Below are 16491 nucleotides of genomic sequence, written 5' to 3'. Positions count from 1 at the left end.
TGTGCCGCATTCGCGGGCAGTGCTGTCAGAGCGGCAACAAGCGTTGCAGCATCTGCGCGTTCGCAGCGCACATCCTGCGGAACCCGGCGCTGATGCGTGCGTCGGCGGCTGCCGTCTGCCAGAACACGGTGGCCGCCCGGGCGCTGGGCTCCCACCGTTCGCGCTGTGCCGGCAGCGGCAGACGGGGCTCGAAGAGGCGCGCCGGCAGCTCGACGCCGCGCACCGGCGCGTAAAGCATGGGCAGCATGTCGTAGGCGGGCGACACCTTCAGCGCCGCCTCGCCGTTCAGCTCGATGGGCTGGAACGACAGGTTGCCATCGTGCATGTCGGTGTTGCCGATGAGCTGGCCGAAGTGCCACAAGCGAGCAATTCGCTCCACATCGCTGCCATCGAGCCATCTGCGCGCGGCCAGCCGCTCTGCCGCCTCGGGCCAGAGCGCTCCCGCCAGACCGAACAGTGCAGCGTTCAGCGACGACCAGGAGGCCACGCCCGAGCGCCCCAGCAGGCCGTGCCGGTCAAAGCGATCCACCTCCAGGAACGTGCGCCCGCCGAAACGATGAACGCGCGACATGGCGGCATCGATGCCCAGATGCTCCCGCAGCACACGGCCGGCCAGGTGCTCGCACACCAGCAGATCGGCCCAGCGCTGCGTGCCCGGCGAGGTGTCGGAACCCGAGAACTTCACCAGCACATGCTGGACCTGCCCGTCTGCGAACCGGCGCACGGCCGTGAACTTGGGGAACTCACCGCCGGCCGAGGAGCCCACCACGCCCTCGGCCATGGCCTGCTCGGCCAGCGTGCCGTAGGCTTGCTCGATCTGCTGGTCCGTCAGGGGCGCATCGTGGCGCCCCAGTCGAGCCTCTTGCAGCCGCTCCAACCAGCGGCGGCAGGCCGGCTCGCCGACGATCAGGTCACCCGGCAGGTCGTCCCCCAGCAGGCACATCGCGTGCAAGGCGTGGTCGTCCGACCAGGCGGCCGGGTCCAGCGGCACCTGCAGCAACTGCGCATGTCGGCGTGCGAAATGGCGGCCTACAAAGCCCTGCGGTCGCATGTCGTTCAGCACAGGGGGCAGGCCGTCGAACCAGCCTGCCTGCATCTCGTCGTCCAGCGGCCAGCCGAAGGGTGCCAGGAACGCCAGGGCGCAGCCGTCCGGATAAGTGAGATCGAGCCGCGCGATCTCCTGCACATCTCCGTGCAGGTCCACCCGGTAGAGCGGCAGCGGCGCATGGGAGCCTCGCAGCGCCCGCCGCGCCGCATAGGTCGTGCGCCGCGCGCTCCCGCGCACCACCAGGGCGTCGCCTGCAGAGCGCACAAGGCGCATCAGCGTGGCGCGGCTGACACCCAGCGTCTGCAGCAGGGCGCCTGCCTGCAGGCGGCCTCGGGCACGCAAAATGGCCAGGATGTCAGCGGGCATGATGAAACGATTCAATAAGCCATGAAAACGCTCATTTTCATAAGAAAGACATGGCTAGATTGAATTTCATGATGAAACGATTATTGTAACAATATTCCGAGGTGAGCCAATGCATGGACGAATGGGTGCGCCTCTCACGGGTTCGGGCGCTGGAAGCGGTGCTCCTGCGTGCGGCCGCCTTGAGCTTGGAGAGCTCCGCTCTTGTCGCGACGGACTTCAGCGCGCCCTTGTCGAACGCGGACAGCAACCCGGCTTCGTGAGCATCCGTCTTCGGCATCTTGCTCACCTTGGTGCAGAGAGTCCCGCGTCGCCTTCCGGCTGGGGATGACGGTCTTGAGGAAGTAGTGGCCTTCCTTCTCGACGAAGGGAGTCCGGTTTGAGGTGACCTTGCCCGTGATCGGCAAGTCAAGCGTCTTTATCGGGTTGGCCAGAGGTGCCCTAGAGAAAAAGCCCCGAGCGCTTGGCGCTCGGGGCTTTGAGGGGGCCGTTCAGGCGAGCGAGGCTCAGAACGGAATATCGTCATCCATGTCATCGAAGCCCGTGCTGGACTTCTGGGGTGCGGGCTTGGAGGCTGCCGGGGCGCGGGCGGCCGGGCGGGAGCCGCCGCCACCACCGCCTTCGCTGCTGCGGCTGTAGCCACCGCCACCACCGGCGCCGCTTTCGTCGCCGCCGCCGTCACGGCCGCCGAGCATCTGCATCTGGTCGGCGATGATTTCGGTGGTGTACTTCTCGACGCCGTCCTTGTCCTGCCACTTGCGGGTCTTCAGGCGGCCTTCCACGTACACGGGGCGGCCCTTCTTGAGGTACTCGCCGGCGATCTCGGCCAGGCGGTCGTAGAAGACCACGCGGTGCCATTCGGTTTCTTCCATGCGCTCGCCGGAGTTCTTGTCCTTCCAGTTGCGCGAGGTGGCGATGGTCACGTTGCAGATGGCTGCCCCGTTGGGGGTGTAGCGCACCTCGGGGTCGCGGCCGAGGTTGCCGATGAGGATGACTTTGTTGATCGAGGCCATGGCCGGCTCCTGGGAATCTGAGGGTTCAACCGGGCATTATGCCGGGCCCGGGTCTTGCAGGCGTTCCCCCATCGGCGGGCTCCGCTTACAGTTGGCAACCAGATGACCTCTCCCCCTCATGAACCGGATTTCCTGGCCAATGTGCGCCGGGAACTGAGTGACACGCGCGCCTGGGTCGACCGTCTCATCGTGCTGGCTTACGCGGCCGCCGCCGGCCTGTTCATCGTGGGCTTCACGCTGCTGAGCAACGCCGCCCTGCGCCAGTTCGAAGGGCTGACCGGGCCGCGCCCGTGGCTGGCGCTGGTGTGGACGCCCGCCTGGGTGGTGGCCATCGTGTGGATCACGCAGCGCTTCTTCCCCGGCGCGGCCGGCTCGGGCATCCCGCAGGTCACGGCTGCGATGGACCCGGCGGTGGAGCCGGGCGCGCGCAGCCTGTTCGTGTCGTTGCGCCTGAGCTGCGCCAAGCTGGTGCTCACCTCGGGTTCGATGCTGGCCGGGCTGTCGGTGGGCCGCGAAGGGCCGGCGGTGCAGGTGGGGGCGGGGGTGATGCTGCACGCGCGGCGCTGGCTGTCGCCGCGTTCGGGCATCGACGACCGCGCGCTGCTGGCCGCTGGTGGTGCCGCCGGCATTGCGGCGGCCTTCAATGCGCCACTGGCCGGGGTGGTGTTCTGCATCGAGCAGTTCTGGCGCGGGCTCGACAGCCGCGCCAGCTCGGTGGTGATCGGCGCCATCGTGCTGGCGGGCCTGATGGCGGTGTCGGTGTTCGGCAACTTCACCTACTTCGGCGTCATTCGTGTGGGGGCGCTGGATGCGGGCCTGCTGCTGCCGGCCGCCGGCGTGATCGTGGCCAGTGGCCTGCTGGGCGGCCTGATGGCGCGGCTGCTGGTGGTGTCGATGACCGGCCTGCCGGACCGGGTGAGCCGGTGGCGTGCCCGCTACCCGCTGCGCTTTGCGGCGGCCTGCGGCTTTGCCGTGGCCCTGATCGGCTGGGTGAGCGGCGGGGCCACGGCGGGCGGCGGCGAGGCCCACACGCGCGAGCTGCTGGCGGGCCACGCCGACCAGCAGCCGGGGCTGTTCGTGCTGCTGAAGTTCGTGGCCACCTGGCTGTCGAACTGGTCGGGGGTGCCGGGCGGCATCTTCGCACCGTCACTGTCCATCGGCGCGGGCCTGGGGCATGACGTGGCCGTGCTGCTGGGCCATCCGGCCACGCCGGCCCTGATTGCCATGGGCATGGCCGGTTTCCTGGCGGCGGCCACGCAGGCGCCGCTGACGGCCTTCATCATCGTGATGGAGATGGTGGATGGCCACGCGATGGTGCTCAGCCTGATGGCCGCGGCCATGCTGGCCAGCCTGGTGTCGCGTTTGCTCAGTCGCCCGCTGTACGGGGCGTTGGCGGAACTGCAGTTGCTGCGGCTGATGCCCCGCGCTCAGACCGCCGCAGACGCGGGCCCGTCGGGCGAGGCCGGCGCGGCGCGCTGACGCACGGGCGGGCGCATGGGCCAGGCCAGCACCAGCCACAGCAGCAGGGCCGCGGCGCACACATGGAAGACGGCAGCATAGCCCCAGTGGGTGGCCAGCCAGCCGCCCAGGGCGCCACCGGCGAACAGGCCGAGCGATTGGGAGGTGTTGTACACCCCCAGCGCCAGGCCCTTGGCCGAGGGCGGCGCCACGCGCGACACCAGCGAGGGCAGCGAGGCTTCCAGGATGTTGAAACCCACGAAGAAGGCCAGCAGCAGGCCCACCAGCGCGGCCGGCACCTGCCACCACCAGCCCAGGCCGGCCAGGGTGAGCGCCAGCAGGGCCACGCTGCCCAGGAAGACGGCGCGCACGCGGCCGGCGCGTTCGCCCCACAGCAGCGGCGGCAGCATCAGCACGAAGGAGGCCAGCACCACCGGCAGGTAGACCCAGCCATGGCGCTGCACCGGCAGGCCCAGGTGCTCGACCAGGGCCACGGGCACGGCCACGAACATCGCCATCTGCACCAGGTGCAGCACGAAGATGCCGCCGTTCAGGCGCAGCAGCTCGGGGTGGGCCACGACCTGGGTCCATCGCAAGGCCGACGGCGGCACGGCATGCCGGGGTGCGTCCGGCACGAGCCACAGCACCACCGCGATGCCGCCCAGGGCCAGGGCACCGGTGAGCGCAAAGAGGCCGCCCATGCCGATCGCCGCATAGAGCCAGGGCCCGGCCACCAGCGACAGCGCAAACACCAGCCCGATGGAGCCGCCCACCAGGGCCATGGCCTTGGTGCGCACGGTCTCGCGCGTGCTGTCGGCGATCAGCGCGGTGACGGCGGCCGACACGGCCCCCGCGCCTTGCAGCGCCCGCCCGACGATCACCCCGGTCAGGCCCTCGGCCGCGGCCGCAACAAAGGAGCCCAGTGCAAACACCAGCAGCCCGGCCACGATGACGGGCTTGCGGCCGAAGCGGTCGGAGGCCCAGCCGAAGGGCAGCTGCAGCGCCGCCTGGGTGAGACCGTAGATGCCGATCGCCAGGCCCACGAGCGTGACCTGCTCGGCGCCGTGCAGGGTGCGGGCATGCACGGCGAACACCGGCAGGATGAGGAAGAGCCCCAGCATGCGCAGGGCGAAGATGGCCGCCAGCCAGCCACTGGCGCGGCGCTCGTCGGGGGTGAAGCGGTGTTCGGAGGCAGACATGGGCACAATCCGCCATTCTCCCAGATCGCCCCGCCTGCCTGTGCCCGCCTCGTCCAACCCCTTGTCCATCCTCCAGGAAGTCTTCGGCTACCCCGCCTTCCGCGGGCGTCAGGCCGAGATCGTCGAGCACGTGGCGGGTGGGGGCGACGCGCTGGTGCTCATGCCCACCGGCGGCGGCAAGAGCCTGTGCTACCAGGTGCCGGCCATCGCCCGCCACCGCCGCGGCTGTGGCGTGGCGGTGGTGGTGAGCCCGCTGATCGCGCTGATGCATGACCAGGTGGGGGCGCTCGAGGAAGCCGGCGTGCACGCGGCCTTTCTCAACTCCACCCTGACGCTGGAGGAGGCGCAGCGGGTCGAGCGCGAGATGATGAGCGGGCGCCTCGTGCTGCTGTATGCCGCACCCGAGCGCGTGACCACGCCGCGCTTCCTGGCTCAGCTCGACTCGCTGCACGAGCGTGGCCTGCTCAGCCTGTTTGCCATCGACGAAGCCCACTGCGTGAGCCAGTGGGGACATGACTTCCGCGCCGAATACCTGGGCCTGTCGGTGCTGCACGAGCGCTATCCCGGTGTGCCGCGCATTGCGCTCACGGCCACGGCCGACGAACACACCCGCGCCGACATCCTCTCGCGCCTGGCGCTGGAAGACGCCGGCGTCTTCATCAGCAGCTTCGACCGGCCCAACATCCGCTACCACATCGTCGAGAAGGACAACCCGCGCACCCAGCTGCTGCGCTTCCTGCGCGCCGAGCACGCCGGCGACGCGGGCATCGTCTACTGCCAGAGCCGCAAGAAGGTGGAAGAAACGGCCGCCTGGCTCAGCGACGAGGGCATCCCGGCCCTGCCCTACCACGCCGGGCTCGATGCGGGCCTGCGCCAGCAGCACCAGGACCGCTTCCTGCGCGAGGAGGGCCTGGTGATGGTGGCCACCATCGCCTTCGGCATGGGCATTGACAAGCCTGATGTGCGCTTCGTGGCCCACCTCGACCTGCCCAAGAACATCGAGAGCTACTACCAGGAGACCGGCCGTGCCGGGCGCGATGGCGAACCCGCCCAGGCCTGGATGACCTACGGCCTGGCCGACGTGGTGAACCAGCGCCGCATGATCGACGACAGCCCGGCCACCGAGGACTTCAAGCGCGTGCAGCGCGCCAAGCTCGACGCTCTGCTGGCCCTGGCCGAGGCACACGACTGCCGGCGCGTGCGCCTGCTCGGGTACTTCGGCGAAGACAGCGAGCCCTGCGGCAACTGCGACAACTGCCTGAACCCCCCGGCCACGTGGGATGCGACGCAAGCCGCGCGCAAGACGCTGTCGTGCATCTACCGCTTCCGGCCCAAGAGCTTCGGTGCCGGTCACCTCATCGACGTGCTGCGGGGCAAGCGCACCGACAAGGTGGCGCAGTACGGGCACGAGACGCTGAGCACCTTCGGCATCGGCGCCGACCTGTCGGAACAGCAGTGGCGTTCGGTGCTGCGCCAGCTCGTGGCCCTGGGCCATGTGGTGGCCGAGGGCGAGTTCAACACCCTCTCGCTGGCCGACAGCGCGCGCGCGGTGCTGCGTGGCGAGGTGAGCCTGCAGTTGCGTGTGCCGGCCGAGACCCCGCTGCGCGCGCGTGCCGGGGCGGGCGGACGCGGCAAGGCCGGCGCCCGCGCCGCCGCGGCCGATCTCGACGCGGCCGGCCAGGCCCGCCTGCAGGCCCTCAGGGCCTGGCGTGCGGAAGTGGCGCGCGAGCACAACCTGCCCGCCTACATCGTCTTCAACGACGCCACGCTGGTGCAGATGGCGCGCGAGCACCCCGACAGCCTCGACGCGCTGGCGGGCATCAGCGGCGTGGGCGCCAAGAAGCTCGAGGCCTACGGGCGAGAACTGCTGCGCGTGCTCGACGCCGTCTGAAGGCCCATGGCCTGCGCGGACGCTTGTCCCACGTGTGACGCGTTGCAGCAAGCCCTTGAATCGCTGTGGGTTTTTCGTTCCACAATGATGTAACAGGGCGCAACATTCGGTGGTGACGTCATCACCTCTTGTCACACTCCGCGATGGACTTCGCCGTATCTCAGGGTGCGTGAGGGCCGACCACAGACAGATCTGATTCAGGAGAAAACGACCATGCAAGAGACACCGACCTCGCTGCCGCGCCGCCACCTGCTGGTGGGCAGCGCCAGTGCCCTGGCCGGGGTGGGCCTGGCCACGTGGACCCAAGGGGCCGTGGCCCAGGCCGCAACAGCCAAGCCGCTGCCGGCCTTCGTGAGCTGGAAGGATGCTTCGGCCCTGATCGTGCACAGCAGCAGCACGCTGGAGACCAAGCGCAGCGCCTTCGGCACCAGCGTGATCACGCCCAGCGAACAGCTCTTCATCCGCAACAACCTGAATGCGCCGGATGCGTCCATCCTGGACAACCGCGACGCCTGGACGGTGTCCATCGAAGGCGTGAAGTCGCCCCGCGAACTCAGCGTGGCCGAACTGAAGACCCTGGGCATCGAGACGGTGGCCATGGTGCTGCAGTGCTCGGGCAACGGCCGCGGCTTCTTCCCGCACAAGCCCAGCGGCACCCCCTGGACGGTGGGTGCGGCCGGCTGCGTGGTCTGGAGCGGCGTGCCGCTGAAGAACGTGGTGCAGGCCCTGGGGGGGCTGGCCGATGGCGCGCGCTACATCACCGGCACCGGCGGCGAGAAGATCCCCGATGGGGTGGATCCGAACTCGGTGAAGGTCGAGCGCTCGGTGCCCATCGCTGCGCTGGAAGACGCGCTGCTGGCCTGGGAGCTCAACGGCTCGCCCATCTCGCTGGCCCACGGCGGCCCGCTGCGCCTGATCGTGCCGGGCTACACCGGCGTGAACAACATCAAGTACGTGAAGACCGTGGCCTTCACGCCCAAGGAAACCACTGCGGGCATCATGGCCAACCGCTACCGCGTGAGCCCGGTGGGCACCAAGGCCACGTCCGAGCATGAGTCGGTGCTGGGCATGAACGTGAAGTCCTGGATCAACGGGCCGCTGCCCGAGGACGGCAACGTCAAGGCCGGCCGCGTGCAGATCCATGGTGTGGCCTTCGGTGGCATCGAGGCGCTGCGCGGCGTGGAGGTGTCGCTCGATGGCGGCAAGACCTGGCAGGCAGCCCGCCTGGTGGGCCCCGACCTCGGCAAGTACGCCTGGCGCCAGTTCGTGTTCTCGGCCGATCTCAAGCCGGGCACCTACACGCTGGCCAGCCGCGCCACCGATGCCAAGGGCACGGTCCAGCCCGAGCAGCGCGTCGAGAACCAGGACGGCTACAACAACAACAGCTGGCGCGACCATGCTGTCCAGGTGACCGTGGCCTGATGAGCCGCTTCAGCCTGTGGGCCGGCGCTGCGGCGCTGGCCTGTTTCTCCCTCGGGGCCCAGGCCAGCGACGCTGACAAGCTCGCCCTGGGCAAGCAGCTCTTCCTGAAGGGGGCGGTGCCTGCCTGTGCCGTCTGCCACGCGTTGAATGACGCCGGGGCGGAAGGGGCGGTCGGCCCCTCCCTCGACGAGCTGCGCCCCGACGCCGAGCGCGTGGCCAAGGCCGTGCGCAACGGCATCGGCGTGATGCCCGCCTATGACAAGACCTTGAGCGCTGCGCAGATCGAGGCGCTGGCTCTGTACGTCGCGACCGTCACGAAACGCTGAGACTCAGCGCAGCACCAGCACGGGCACTTCGCTCACCCGCAGCAGCGTCGAGGTGGTGCTGCCCAGCACCAGCCGGCGCAGCCGCGAGTGACCGAAGGCGCCCATCACCAGCAGCGCCGGGCCCTGCGCCTTCACCAACGGGGGCAACACGGCCTGAGGCTCACCCGGCACGAGTTCGCTTTCGGCCCTCACCCCGCTGTCCAGCAGCGCCCGGCTGGCTTCGTCCAGCTGGCGACGCGCCAGTGCGGTGTCCTCACCCACCTGGGCCACGAGCACGGGCAGGCCGCGCAGCAGCGGGTGGTGGGCGACGCGTCCCACGCTGCGGCGGGAGGCGGCGCCGCCATCAAACGCCAGCACGACCCGTTGCGGTACCTCGAAGCGCTCGGTCGTGGCCACCAGCACGGGCGCGCTCACGCCGCGGATCACCCGCTCGACGTGATGCTCCCGGTGCACGCGGCCCGGTGCCGTGGCGTGGTGGTGTTCGCCCAGCACGAACAGGCCGGCGTCGCCCTGCATCTCGATCACGGTTTCCACGAAATCGCCATGCCGAAGCCGGCTGTCGTGTCGTGTCACCCCGGCGGCCTCGGCGCGCGCGCGTGCGGCCGCCACCAGGGCGCGCCCCGCTTCGCGGGCAGCTCTGCCGTGGCGGGCGTCGCGTTCGCTCAGGTCCTGCAGCAGCGATTCCTGCGCACCCAGGCCGATGGCGCCGCTGTAGTCCTTCACTTCGGCGCCGGCATCGGGGCGTTCGAGCACATGCAGGAACTCGAGCTGTCCTTGCAGCCGCTGGGCCGACCAGATGCCCCAGTCGATCACGGCGTCCGAGTTGGAGCGCCCGTCGATGCATGCATAAACCTTGTCCATGGGGCTTTCTCCTCAGTGCATCAGTTGTTCGACGGCGCCGGGCTTGTCGTGCACGGCGAAGCGGTCCACCAGCGTCGCGCTGGCCTGGTTCAGGCCCAGCACTTCCACCTCGGTGCCTTCGCGCTTGAACTTCAGCACCACCTTATCGAGCGCGCTGACCGCGGTGATGTCCCAGAAATGGGCGCGGCTCACGTCGATGCAGACCTTGTCGATCACCTCCTTGAAGTCGAAGGCGCTGGTGAAGCTTTCGGACGAGGCGAAGAACACCTGGCCGACCACGGTGTAGGTGCGCACGCGGCCATCGGCGCTGCTGCTGCGGTCGATGCGCAGCACGCGCCCCACCTTGTGAGCGAAGAAGAGGCCCGACAGCAGCACACCGACGAACACGCCCTGGGCCAGGTCGTGCGTGGCCACGGTGACCACCACGGTGGCCACCATCACGATGGATGAACTCGGCGGATGCTCGCGCAGCTTGCGGATGGAGTCCCAGCTGAAGGTGCCGATGCTGACCATGATCATCACGGCCACCAGGGCGGCCATCGGGATCTGGCTCACCCAGGGGCCGAGGAAGACCACCATCAGCAGCAGGAACACCCCGGCCGAGAAGGTGGACAAGCGCCCGCGCCCGCCCGACTTCACGTTGATGACGGACTGGCCGATCATCGCGCAGCCGGCCATGCCACCGATGAAGCCGGTGGCCACGTTGGCCACGCCCTGACCCACGCACTCGCGGTTCTTGTCGCTGGCGGTGTCGGTGAGTTCATCGACGATCGAGGCGGTCATCATCGACTCGAGCAGGCCCACCACGGCCAGGGTGGCCGAGTAGGGCAGGATGATCGACAGTGTCTCGAGGTTCAGCGGCACGTCGGGCCACAGGAAGATGGGCAGACTGTCGGGCAGCTCGCCCATGTCGCCCACGGTGCGAATGTCCAGGTCCAGCACCATTGCCACGGCGGTGAGCACGATGATGGTCACCAGGGGAGACGGGACCGCCTTGCTGAGGTAAGGAAAGCCATAGATGATGGCCAGGCCGGCCGCCGTCATCGCATACACCACCCAGCTCACGTTGGTGAGTTCGGGCAGCTGGGCCAGGAAGATCAGGATGGCCAGGGCATTGACGAAGCCGGTGATCACCGAGCGCGAGACGAAGCGCATCAGCGAGCCCAGCCGCAGCCAGCCGGCGAGCACCTGCAGCACGCCCGTCAGCACGGTGGCGGCCAGCAGGTACTGCAGGCCGTGCTCCTTGACCAGCGTGACCATGAGCAGCGCCATGGCCCCGGTGGCCGCCGAGATCATCCCCGGGCGCCCCCCGGTGAACGCGATGATCACCGCGATGCTGAATGACGCATAGAGGCCGACCTTGGGGTCAACCCCGGCAATGATGGAAAAGGCGATGGCCTCGGGAATGAGCGCCAGGGCCACGACAAGGCCTGCAAGCAGGTCGCCGCGAATGTTGGAGAACCAGTCGCGGTGCAAGGTGGAAGAGGTCATGAAAAAAGCGAAGTTGCCGCCCACCGGCAGACCGGTGGGCGCAGGACACGAACAAGGAAGTCGAAGAGAAGAAGCCCTCGGTGAACCCGAGGGCCGGCAGACGTCAGCGCGCGCTCAGGGCGGTGTGACGGCGCAGAAATAGCCGCGCGCCAGGCCGCAACCGGGGTAGGACACCGGTGCCGCGAAGAGGGGAGCGCGTGCGTGTTGCATTGCAGCATTGTAAACGGCCCGGGAAGAAGGGGTTGGGCCGTTGCCTCTAACATCGCACGCATCGATGGGACGGAGGGCGTGGCATGAGGTGGGCCGTGATGGGTGCGGGCGCCGTGGGCTGCTACTACGGTGGCATGCTGGCGCGCGAGGGGCACGAGGTGGTGCTGATCGGCCGGGCGGCGCATGTGGACGCGGTTCGGCGGGAGGGGCTGCGCCTTCAGGCACAGACCTTCGACGAACGTGTGCCCGTGGGGGCGAGCACTGAGGCCGCCGCCGCGGCGGGCGCCGACGTGGTGCTGTGCTGCGTGAAGTCTCCAGACACCGAGGATGCCGCGCGCGCCCTGCAGCCCCATCTGGCGCCCGGCGCGCTGGTGCTGAGCCTGCAGAACGGCGTGGACAACGCCGAGCGGCTGCGTGCCGTGCTCGCGCAGGAGGTGCTGCCGGCGGTTGTGTATGTCGCCACCGAGATGGCCGGCCCCGGCCATGTGCGCCACCACGGCCGCGGGGAGCTCGTGATCGGCCCCTCGGCGCGCAGCGCCGCGCTGGCCGACGTCTTCGGGGCGGCTGGCGTGCCTGTGCAGGTGTCCGACAACGTGGCTGGCGCCCTGTGGGCCAAGCTCATCCTCAACTGCGCCTACAACGCCCTGTCGGCCATCGCCCGGCAACCCTATGGCCCGCTGGTGCAGGGTGTGGGCGTGGCGGCGGTGATGCGCGACGTGGTGGACGAAGGCCTGGCCGTCGCCCGGGCCGAGGGGGTGACGCTGCCTGGCGACATGCACGAGGCGGTGCGCGGCCTGGCGGGCACGATGCCGGCCCAGTTGTCCTCCACCGCGCAGGACCTGTTGCGCGGCAAGCCCACCGAGATCGACCACCTCAACGGCCTGGTGGTGCGCCGTGGCGAGGCACGCGGCGTGGCCACGCCCGTCAACCGGGCCCTGTGGGCGCTCGTGAAGCTGATCGAAGCCGGCCCGGTCAGGGCGTGAGGGTGACGCTGACGGTGGCGCTGTCGGTGCGGCGGCCCACCACATCGACCGCCCGCGCGAAATAGCCCACCGACCCGCTCGCATCCGCGGGCAGCACGGTGCTCCAGGTGTAGGGGCTGCGTCCCACGCTGCCCAGCAGCACGCTGCCGCTGCCACTGCGGCGGTAGAAGATCACCTCGTCGATGCCCTGGTCGTCGCTGGCCGCGGCCGACAGGGTGACCGTGGCGCCTGCCGGGGCGCTGGTGGGGGAGACGACGAGCGACACGTCGGGCGCATGGCGGTCCCAGCCGTCTTCCCAGCCGATCCAGCCGTGTTCCCACTCCAGGTAGATGCCGCCACCACAGCCGCCCAGCACGGCCAGCGCCAGGCCGGCCAGCCCGGCGCGGCAGCGGGAGGATGCGGATCGGTCAGGGCGTGCCATGGCCACATCCTAGCGCCACCGTCTGCCACCCGGCCGTGAGTTCCTGCCAACCCTTGACGGCCCGGCGGACTATGATGTCCGGTTTTCCCAGCCTGCAGCGATCCATGTCCAAGCGACCGCCCGCCGTCCCGAGCCTGCCGGCCGAAACGCCGTCGATCCGCGTGCGCGGCGCCCGCACCCACAACCTCAAGAACATCGACCTGGACCTGCCGCGCCAGCAGCTGGTGGTGATCACCGGACTGTCGGGCTCGGGCAAGTCCTCGCTGGCCTTCGACACGCTCTATGCCGAAGGCCAGCGCCGCTACGTGGAGAGCCTCTCGGCCTATGCACGGCAGTTCCTGCAGCTCATGGACAAGCCCGACGTGGATGTGATCGAGGGCCTGAGCCCGGCGATCAGCATCGAGCAGAAGGCCACCAGTCACAACCCGCGTTCCACCGTGGGCACGGTCACCGAGATCCACGACTACCTGCGCCTGCTCTATGCCCGCGCAGGCACGCCTTTCTGCCCCGATCATGACCTGCCGCTGGAGGCGCAGAGCGTGAGCCAGATGGTCGATGCCGTGCTGGCGCTGCCCGAGGACACGCGGCTGATGATCCTCGCGCCTGTGGTGCGCGATCGCAAGGGCGAGTTCGTTGAACTCTTCCAGGACATGCAGGCCCAGGGCTTCGTGCGCTTTCGCATCGGCTCGGGCGGCGAGCCGGGCGTGGTCTTCGAGGCCGCCGAGCTGCCCAAGCTGAAGAAGACCGAGAAGCACGACATCGACGTCGTGGTGGATCGCCTCAAGGTGCGGCCCGACATGCAGCAGCGCCTGGCCGAAAGCTTCGAGGCGGCGCTGCGCATCGCCGATGGGCGCGCGATCGCGCTGGAGATGGACTCCGCGGCGGAGCACCTGTTTTCCAGCAAGTTCGCCTGCCCGGTGTGCAGCTATTCGCTGGCCGAGCTGGAGCCGCGCCTGTTCTCCTTCAATTCGCCGGTGGGCGCCTGCCCCAGCTGCGACGGCCTGGGCGAAGTCACGGCCTTCGACCCGGACCGCGTGGTGGCCTTCCCCTCGCTGAGCCTGGCCAGCGGTGCGGTGAAGGGCTGGGACCGCCGCAATGCCTACACCTTCTCGATGCTCGAGAGCGTGGCCCGGCACTACGGCTTCGACATCGACACCCCCTTCGAGGAGCTGCCCGAGGCGGCCCGGCAGGTGATCCTGTACGGCTCGGGCGAGGAGGCCATCGAGTTCGTGTACGAGGCCGAAGGCAGCGGCGGACGCAAGCGCAGCGTGAAGCGCTCGCACCCCTTCGAGGGCATCCTCCCCAACTTCGAGCGCCGCTACCGCGAGACCGATTCCGTGGCCGTGCGCGAGGAACTGGTGCGCTACCAGAGCAACAGGCCCTGCCCCGACTGTCACGGCACGCGCTTGCGCCGTGAGGCCCGCCATGTGCACCTGGTGGATGCCGCCAGCGGCACGCGCACGCCCATCTACGAGATCTCGCACGCCACCCTGGCCGAGGCCCTGCACACCTTCGAGCATCTCGCGCTCAAGGGGGCCAAGGCCGAGATCGCCGACAAGGTGATCCGCGAGATCCGCTCGCGCCTGAGCTTCCTCAACAACGTGGGCCTCGACTACCTGAGCCTGGACCGCAGCGCCGACACCCTGAGCGGTGGCGAGGCCCAGCGCATCCGTCTGGCCAGCCAGATCGGTTCGGGCCTCACCGGCGTGATGTATGTGCTCGACGAGCCCAGCATCGGATTGCACCAGCGCGACAACGACCGGCTGATCGGCACGCTCAAGCATCTGCGCGACCTTGGCAACTCGGTGCTGGTGGTCGAGCACGACGAGGACATGATCCTGGCCGCCGACCACGTGGTGGACATGGGCCCTGGTGCCGGCGTGCATGGCGGGCGGGTCATCGCCCAGGGCACGCCCGCCGAGGTGGCGGCCAGCGCGGAGTCCCTCACCGGCCAGTACCTGGCACGCAAGCTGAAGATCCCCGTGCCGGCACGCCGGCGGCGCCTCGCCGACGGCACCGATCCGCAGGTGCTGCGCATCGTCAACGCGCGCGGCAACAACCTCCAGGGTGTCACGGCCGAGATCCCGGTGGGCCTGTTCACCTGCGTGACCGGGGTGTCGGGCTCGGGCAAGTCCACGCTGGTGAACGACACGCTCTATGCTGCCGTGGCCCGCAAGCTCTACCAGAGCCACCTGGAGCCGGCGCCGCATGACGAGATCCAGGGCCTGGAGGTCTTCGACAAGGTCATCAACGTCGATCAATCCCCCATCGGGCGCACGCCGCGTTCCAATCCGGCCACCTACACCGGCCTGTTCACGCCCATCCGCGAGCTGTTTGCCGAGGTGCCCACGGCGCGCGAGCGCGGCTATGGGCCGGGGCGCTTCTCCTTCAACGTGGCGGGCGGGCGCTGCGAAGCCTGCCAGGGCGACGGTGTGATCAAGGTGGAAATGCACTTCCTCCCGGATGTGTACGTGCCCTGCGACGTCTGCCACGGCCGACGCTACAACCGCGAGACGCTGGAGGTCCTCTACAAAGGCAAGAACATCAACGACGTGCTCGAGCTCACCGTGGAAGACGCGCACGTGTTCTTCAGTGCCGTGCCGGCGATCGCGCGCAAGCTCAAGACCCTGCTCGACGTGGGCCTGGGGTATGTGCGGCTGGGCCAGAGCGCCACCACGCTGTCCGGCGGGGAAGCCCAGCGCGTGAAGCTGGCGCTGGAGCTGTCCAAGCGCGACACGGGGCGCACGCTCTACATCCTGGACGAACCCACCACCGGGCTGCATTTCCACGACATCGAGCTGCTGCTGCGGGTGCTGCACCAGCTGCGCGACCATGGCAACACCATCGTGGTGATCGAACACAACCTCGACGTCATCAAGACCGCCGACTGGCTCATCGACATGGGCCCCGAAGGTGGGGCCGGCGGTGGCACCGTGGTGGCCACCGGCACGCCCGAGGAGATCGCCCGCCACCCGGCGAGCCACACCGGCCGCTACCTGCGGCCGCTGCTGGACGCCTGAGCGCGGGCGGGGCCGGTCACTTCACGGCGTCGTACTCGGCCTTGGCGCTGGCCTTGGCCTGCGAGAGCATGGCCTTGGCTTCCTTCTTGCACAGATCCTTGGCGTCGCCGGAGCGGTCGTCGCAGCGCTCCTCGGCCACCTCGTAGTCGGCTTCGGCGATGGCCACCTGGGCCTGGTAGCGCGCCTTGGGCGTGCCCTCATAGACCGCCTTGGCCTCGGCCTCGAGCTTCTTGCGCGTGGCCTTGGCCTCTTCCTCGCAGACGTCCTTGGCGTTGCCGGCAAGGGTCTTGCACTGGGCTTTCGCGGTCTCGTACTGCGCCTTGGCCTGCGCGCGGGCGTGCTCGTAGACTGCCTTGTCGCCGGTCGCGGCCTGGGCGCCCAGGCTCAGGGCCAGGGCACCGAAGGCCAGGCCCAGGGTGCGGGTCAGCGCAGAGGGAAGGGGTGCAGGGTTCGACTTCATGGTGTCCTCCTAGACAGTGAATGAATCGGGTCCGGACCGGCCGGTGGGGACCGACCCCCAAAGGTCTCGAACCCTGAGGCGTAGCCTAGGAGCGGGCTGGCACATCGCCTGCCGGACGCACCGGCAGACGATGTGCGCGTGGCGCTGACGGCGACTGTCGGACGACACCGACAGGGCCGGCCACCGATCCCGTTCAGTACGGGCAGTTGTTGAAGTTGCGCGAGACTTCCGAGCTGTTCACCACGCGGTTGTACTCGGTGCCGCAGATGAAGGGGCTGTAGCGCGTGTCGTTGTCCACGAAGCGCTTCATCCACGAGATGCCGAG

The 16491-nt window shown here is 69.2% G+C and carries 15 protein-coding genes; 6 read left to right on the top strand and 9 right to left on the bottom strand.

The annotated features are described in order from the left end of the window. Positions 1-25: 25 nt before the first annotated feature. The 3 genes from yjjJ to ssb all read right to left on the bottom strand — a co-directional run bounded on the left by yjjJ (position 26) and on the right by ssb (position 2424). Positions 26-1414, bottom strand: a complete 1389-nt coding sequence (gene yjjJ, locus C1704_RS03320) for a type II toxin-antitoxin system HipA family toxin YjjJ (protein ID WP_104301659.1) — start codon at positions 1412-1414, stop codon at positions 26-28. Between the two features lie 37 nt (positions 1415-1451). Then, positions 1452-1691 carry a hypothetical protein gene (locus C1704_RS17540; RefSeq protein WP_170064611.1) on the bottom strand — a complete coding sequence of 80 codons (240 nt, stop codon included), beginning with the start codon at positions 1689-1691 and terminating at the stop codon, positions 1452-1454. 226 nt (positions 1692-1917) lie between these two features. Next, positions 1918-2424, bottom strand: coding sequence for a single-stranded DNA-binding protein (ssb, locus tag C1704_RS03310; protein WP_104300994.1), 507 nt, complete (start codon positions 2422-2424; stop codon positions 1918-1920). A gap of 102 nt (positions 2425-2526) precedes the next feature. Between ssb and C1704_RS03305 the strand changes: the two genes are divergently transcribed. Beyond that, the gene (locus C1704_RS03305; protein WP_104300992.1) at positions 2527-3903 is read left to right on the top strand and encodes a chloride channel protein; all 1377 of its coding nucleotides are present in this window, start codon (positions 2527-2529) and stop codon (positions 3901-3903) included. Here C1704_RS03305 and C1704_RS03300 read toward each other — a convergent pair. Further along, complete coding sequence (locus C1704_RS03300) at positions 3852-5081, bottom strand: MFS transporter (protein WP_104300990.1); 1230 nt, start codon at positions 5079-5081, stop codon at positions 3852-3854. The two genes, C1704_RS03305 and C1704_RS03300, sit on opposite strands and share 52 nt — an antisense overlap. Here C1704_RS03300 and recQ point away from each other — a divergent pair. The 3 genes from recQ (at position 5080) to sorU (ending at position 8720) form a co-directional block, all read left to right on the top strand. Beyond that, complete coding sequence (gene recQ / locus C1704_RS03295) at positions 5080-6972, top strand: DNA helicase RecQ (RefSeq protein WP_104300988.1); 1893 nt, start codon at positions 5080-5082, stop codon at positions 6970-6972. The two genes, C1704_RS03300 and recQ, sit on opposite strands and share 2 nt — an antisense overlap. Before the next feature lie 213 nt (positions 6973-7185). After that, a complete protein-coding gene (gene sorT / locus C1704_RS03290) occupies positions 7186-8394 on the top strand; it encodes a SorT family sulfite dehydrogenase catalytic subunit (protein ID WP_104300986.1) in 1209 nt (402 codons plus the stop codon). Then, a complete protein-coding gene (gene sorU / locus C1704_RS03285; protein ID WP_104300984.1) occupies positions 8394-8720 on the top strand; it encodes a SorU family sulfite dehydrogenase c-type cytochrome subunit in 327 nt (108 codons plus the stop codon). The genes sorT and sorU overlap by 1 nt, the downstream gene beginning before the upstream one ends. A 3-nt stretch (positions 8721-8723) precedes the next feature. Here sorU and C1704_RS03280 read toward each other — a convergent pair whose 3' ends face one another. Beyond that, entirely contained in the window at positions 8724-9581 is an 858-nt protein-coding gene (locus C1704_RS03280; protein WP_104300982.1) for a universal stress protein, read from the bottom strand. A gap of 12 nt (positions 9582-9593) precedes the next feature. Continuing rightward, on the bottom strand, positions 9594-11072 hold the full coding sequence (locus C1704_RS03275; RefSeq protein WP_104301658.1) for a SulP family inorganic anion transporter: 1479 nt from the start codon (positions 11070-11072) through the stop codon (positions 9594-9596). Positions 11073-11365: 293 nt separating this feature from the next. On the opposite strand from C1704_RS03275, the gene C1704_RS03270 reads away from it, so the two are divergent. Further along, complete coding sequence (locus C1704_RS03270; protein WP_104300980.1) at positions 11366-12265, top strand: ketopantoate reductase family protein; 900 nt, start codon at positions 11366-11368, stop codon at positions 12263-12265. On the opposite strand, the gene C1704_RS03265 is transcribed toward C1704_RS03270, so the two are convergent. After that, positions 12255-12686: an Ig-like domain-containing protein gene (locus C1704_RS03265; RefSeq protein ID WP_146076023.1), complete on the bottom strand. Its 432-nt coding sequence runs from the start codon at positions 12684-12686 to the stop codon at positions 12255-12257. The two genes, C1704_RS03270 and C1704_RS03265, sit on opposite strands and share 11 nt — an antisense overlap. Positions 12687-12790: 104 nt before the next feature. On the opposite strand from C1704_RS03265, the gene uvrA reads away from it, so the two are divergent. Beyond that, a complete protein-coding gene (gene uvrA / locus C1704_RS03260) occupies positions 12791-15706 on the top strand; it encodes an excinuclease ABC subunit UvrA (protein WP_104301656.1) in 2916 nt (971 codons plus the stop codon). Positions 15707-15722: 16 nt separating this feature from the next. Here the strand turns inward: uvrA and C1704_RS03255 are convergent, their stop codons facing one another. Then, on the bottom strand, positions 15723-16166 hold the full coding sequence (locus C1704_RS03255; RefSeq protein ID WP_104300976.1) for a hypothetical protein: 444 nt from the start codon (positions 16164-16166) through the stop codon (positions 15723-15725). 193 nt (positions 16167-16359) lie between these two features. Then, on the bottom strand, positions 16360-16476 hold the full coding sequence (locus C1704_RS17990; RefSeq protein ID WP_473206048.1) for a poly(ethylene terephthalate) hydrolase family protein: 117 nt from the start codon (positions 16474-16476) through the stop codon (positions 16360-16362). Between the last annotated feature and the right edge of the window lie 15 nt (positions 16477-16491).

Source organism: Caldimonas caldifontis (assembly GCF_002930615.1).
Classification (GTDB): Bacteria; Pseudomonadota; Gammaproteobacteria; order Burkholderiales; family Burkholderiaceae_C; genus Caldimonas; species Caldimonas caldifontis.
This window is presented reverse-complemented; position numbering and strand designations above follow the sequence as displayed.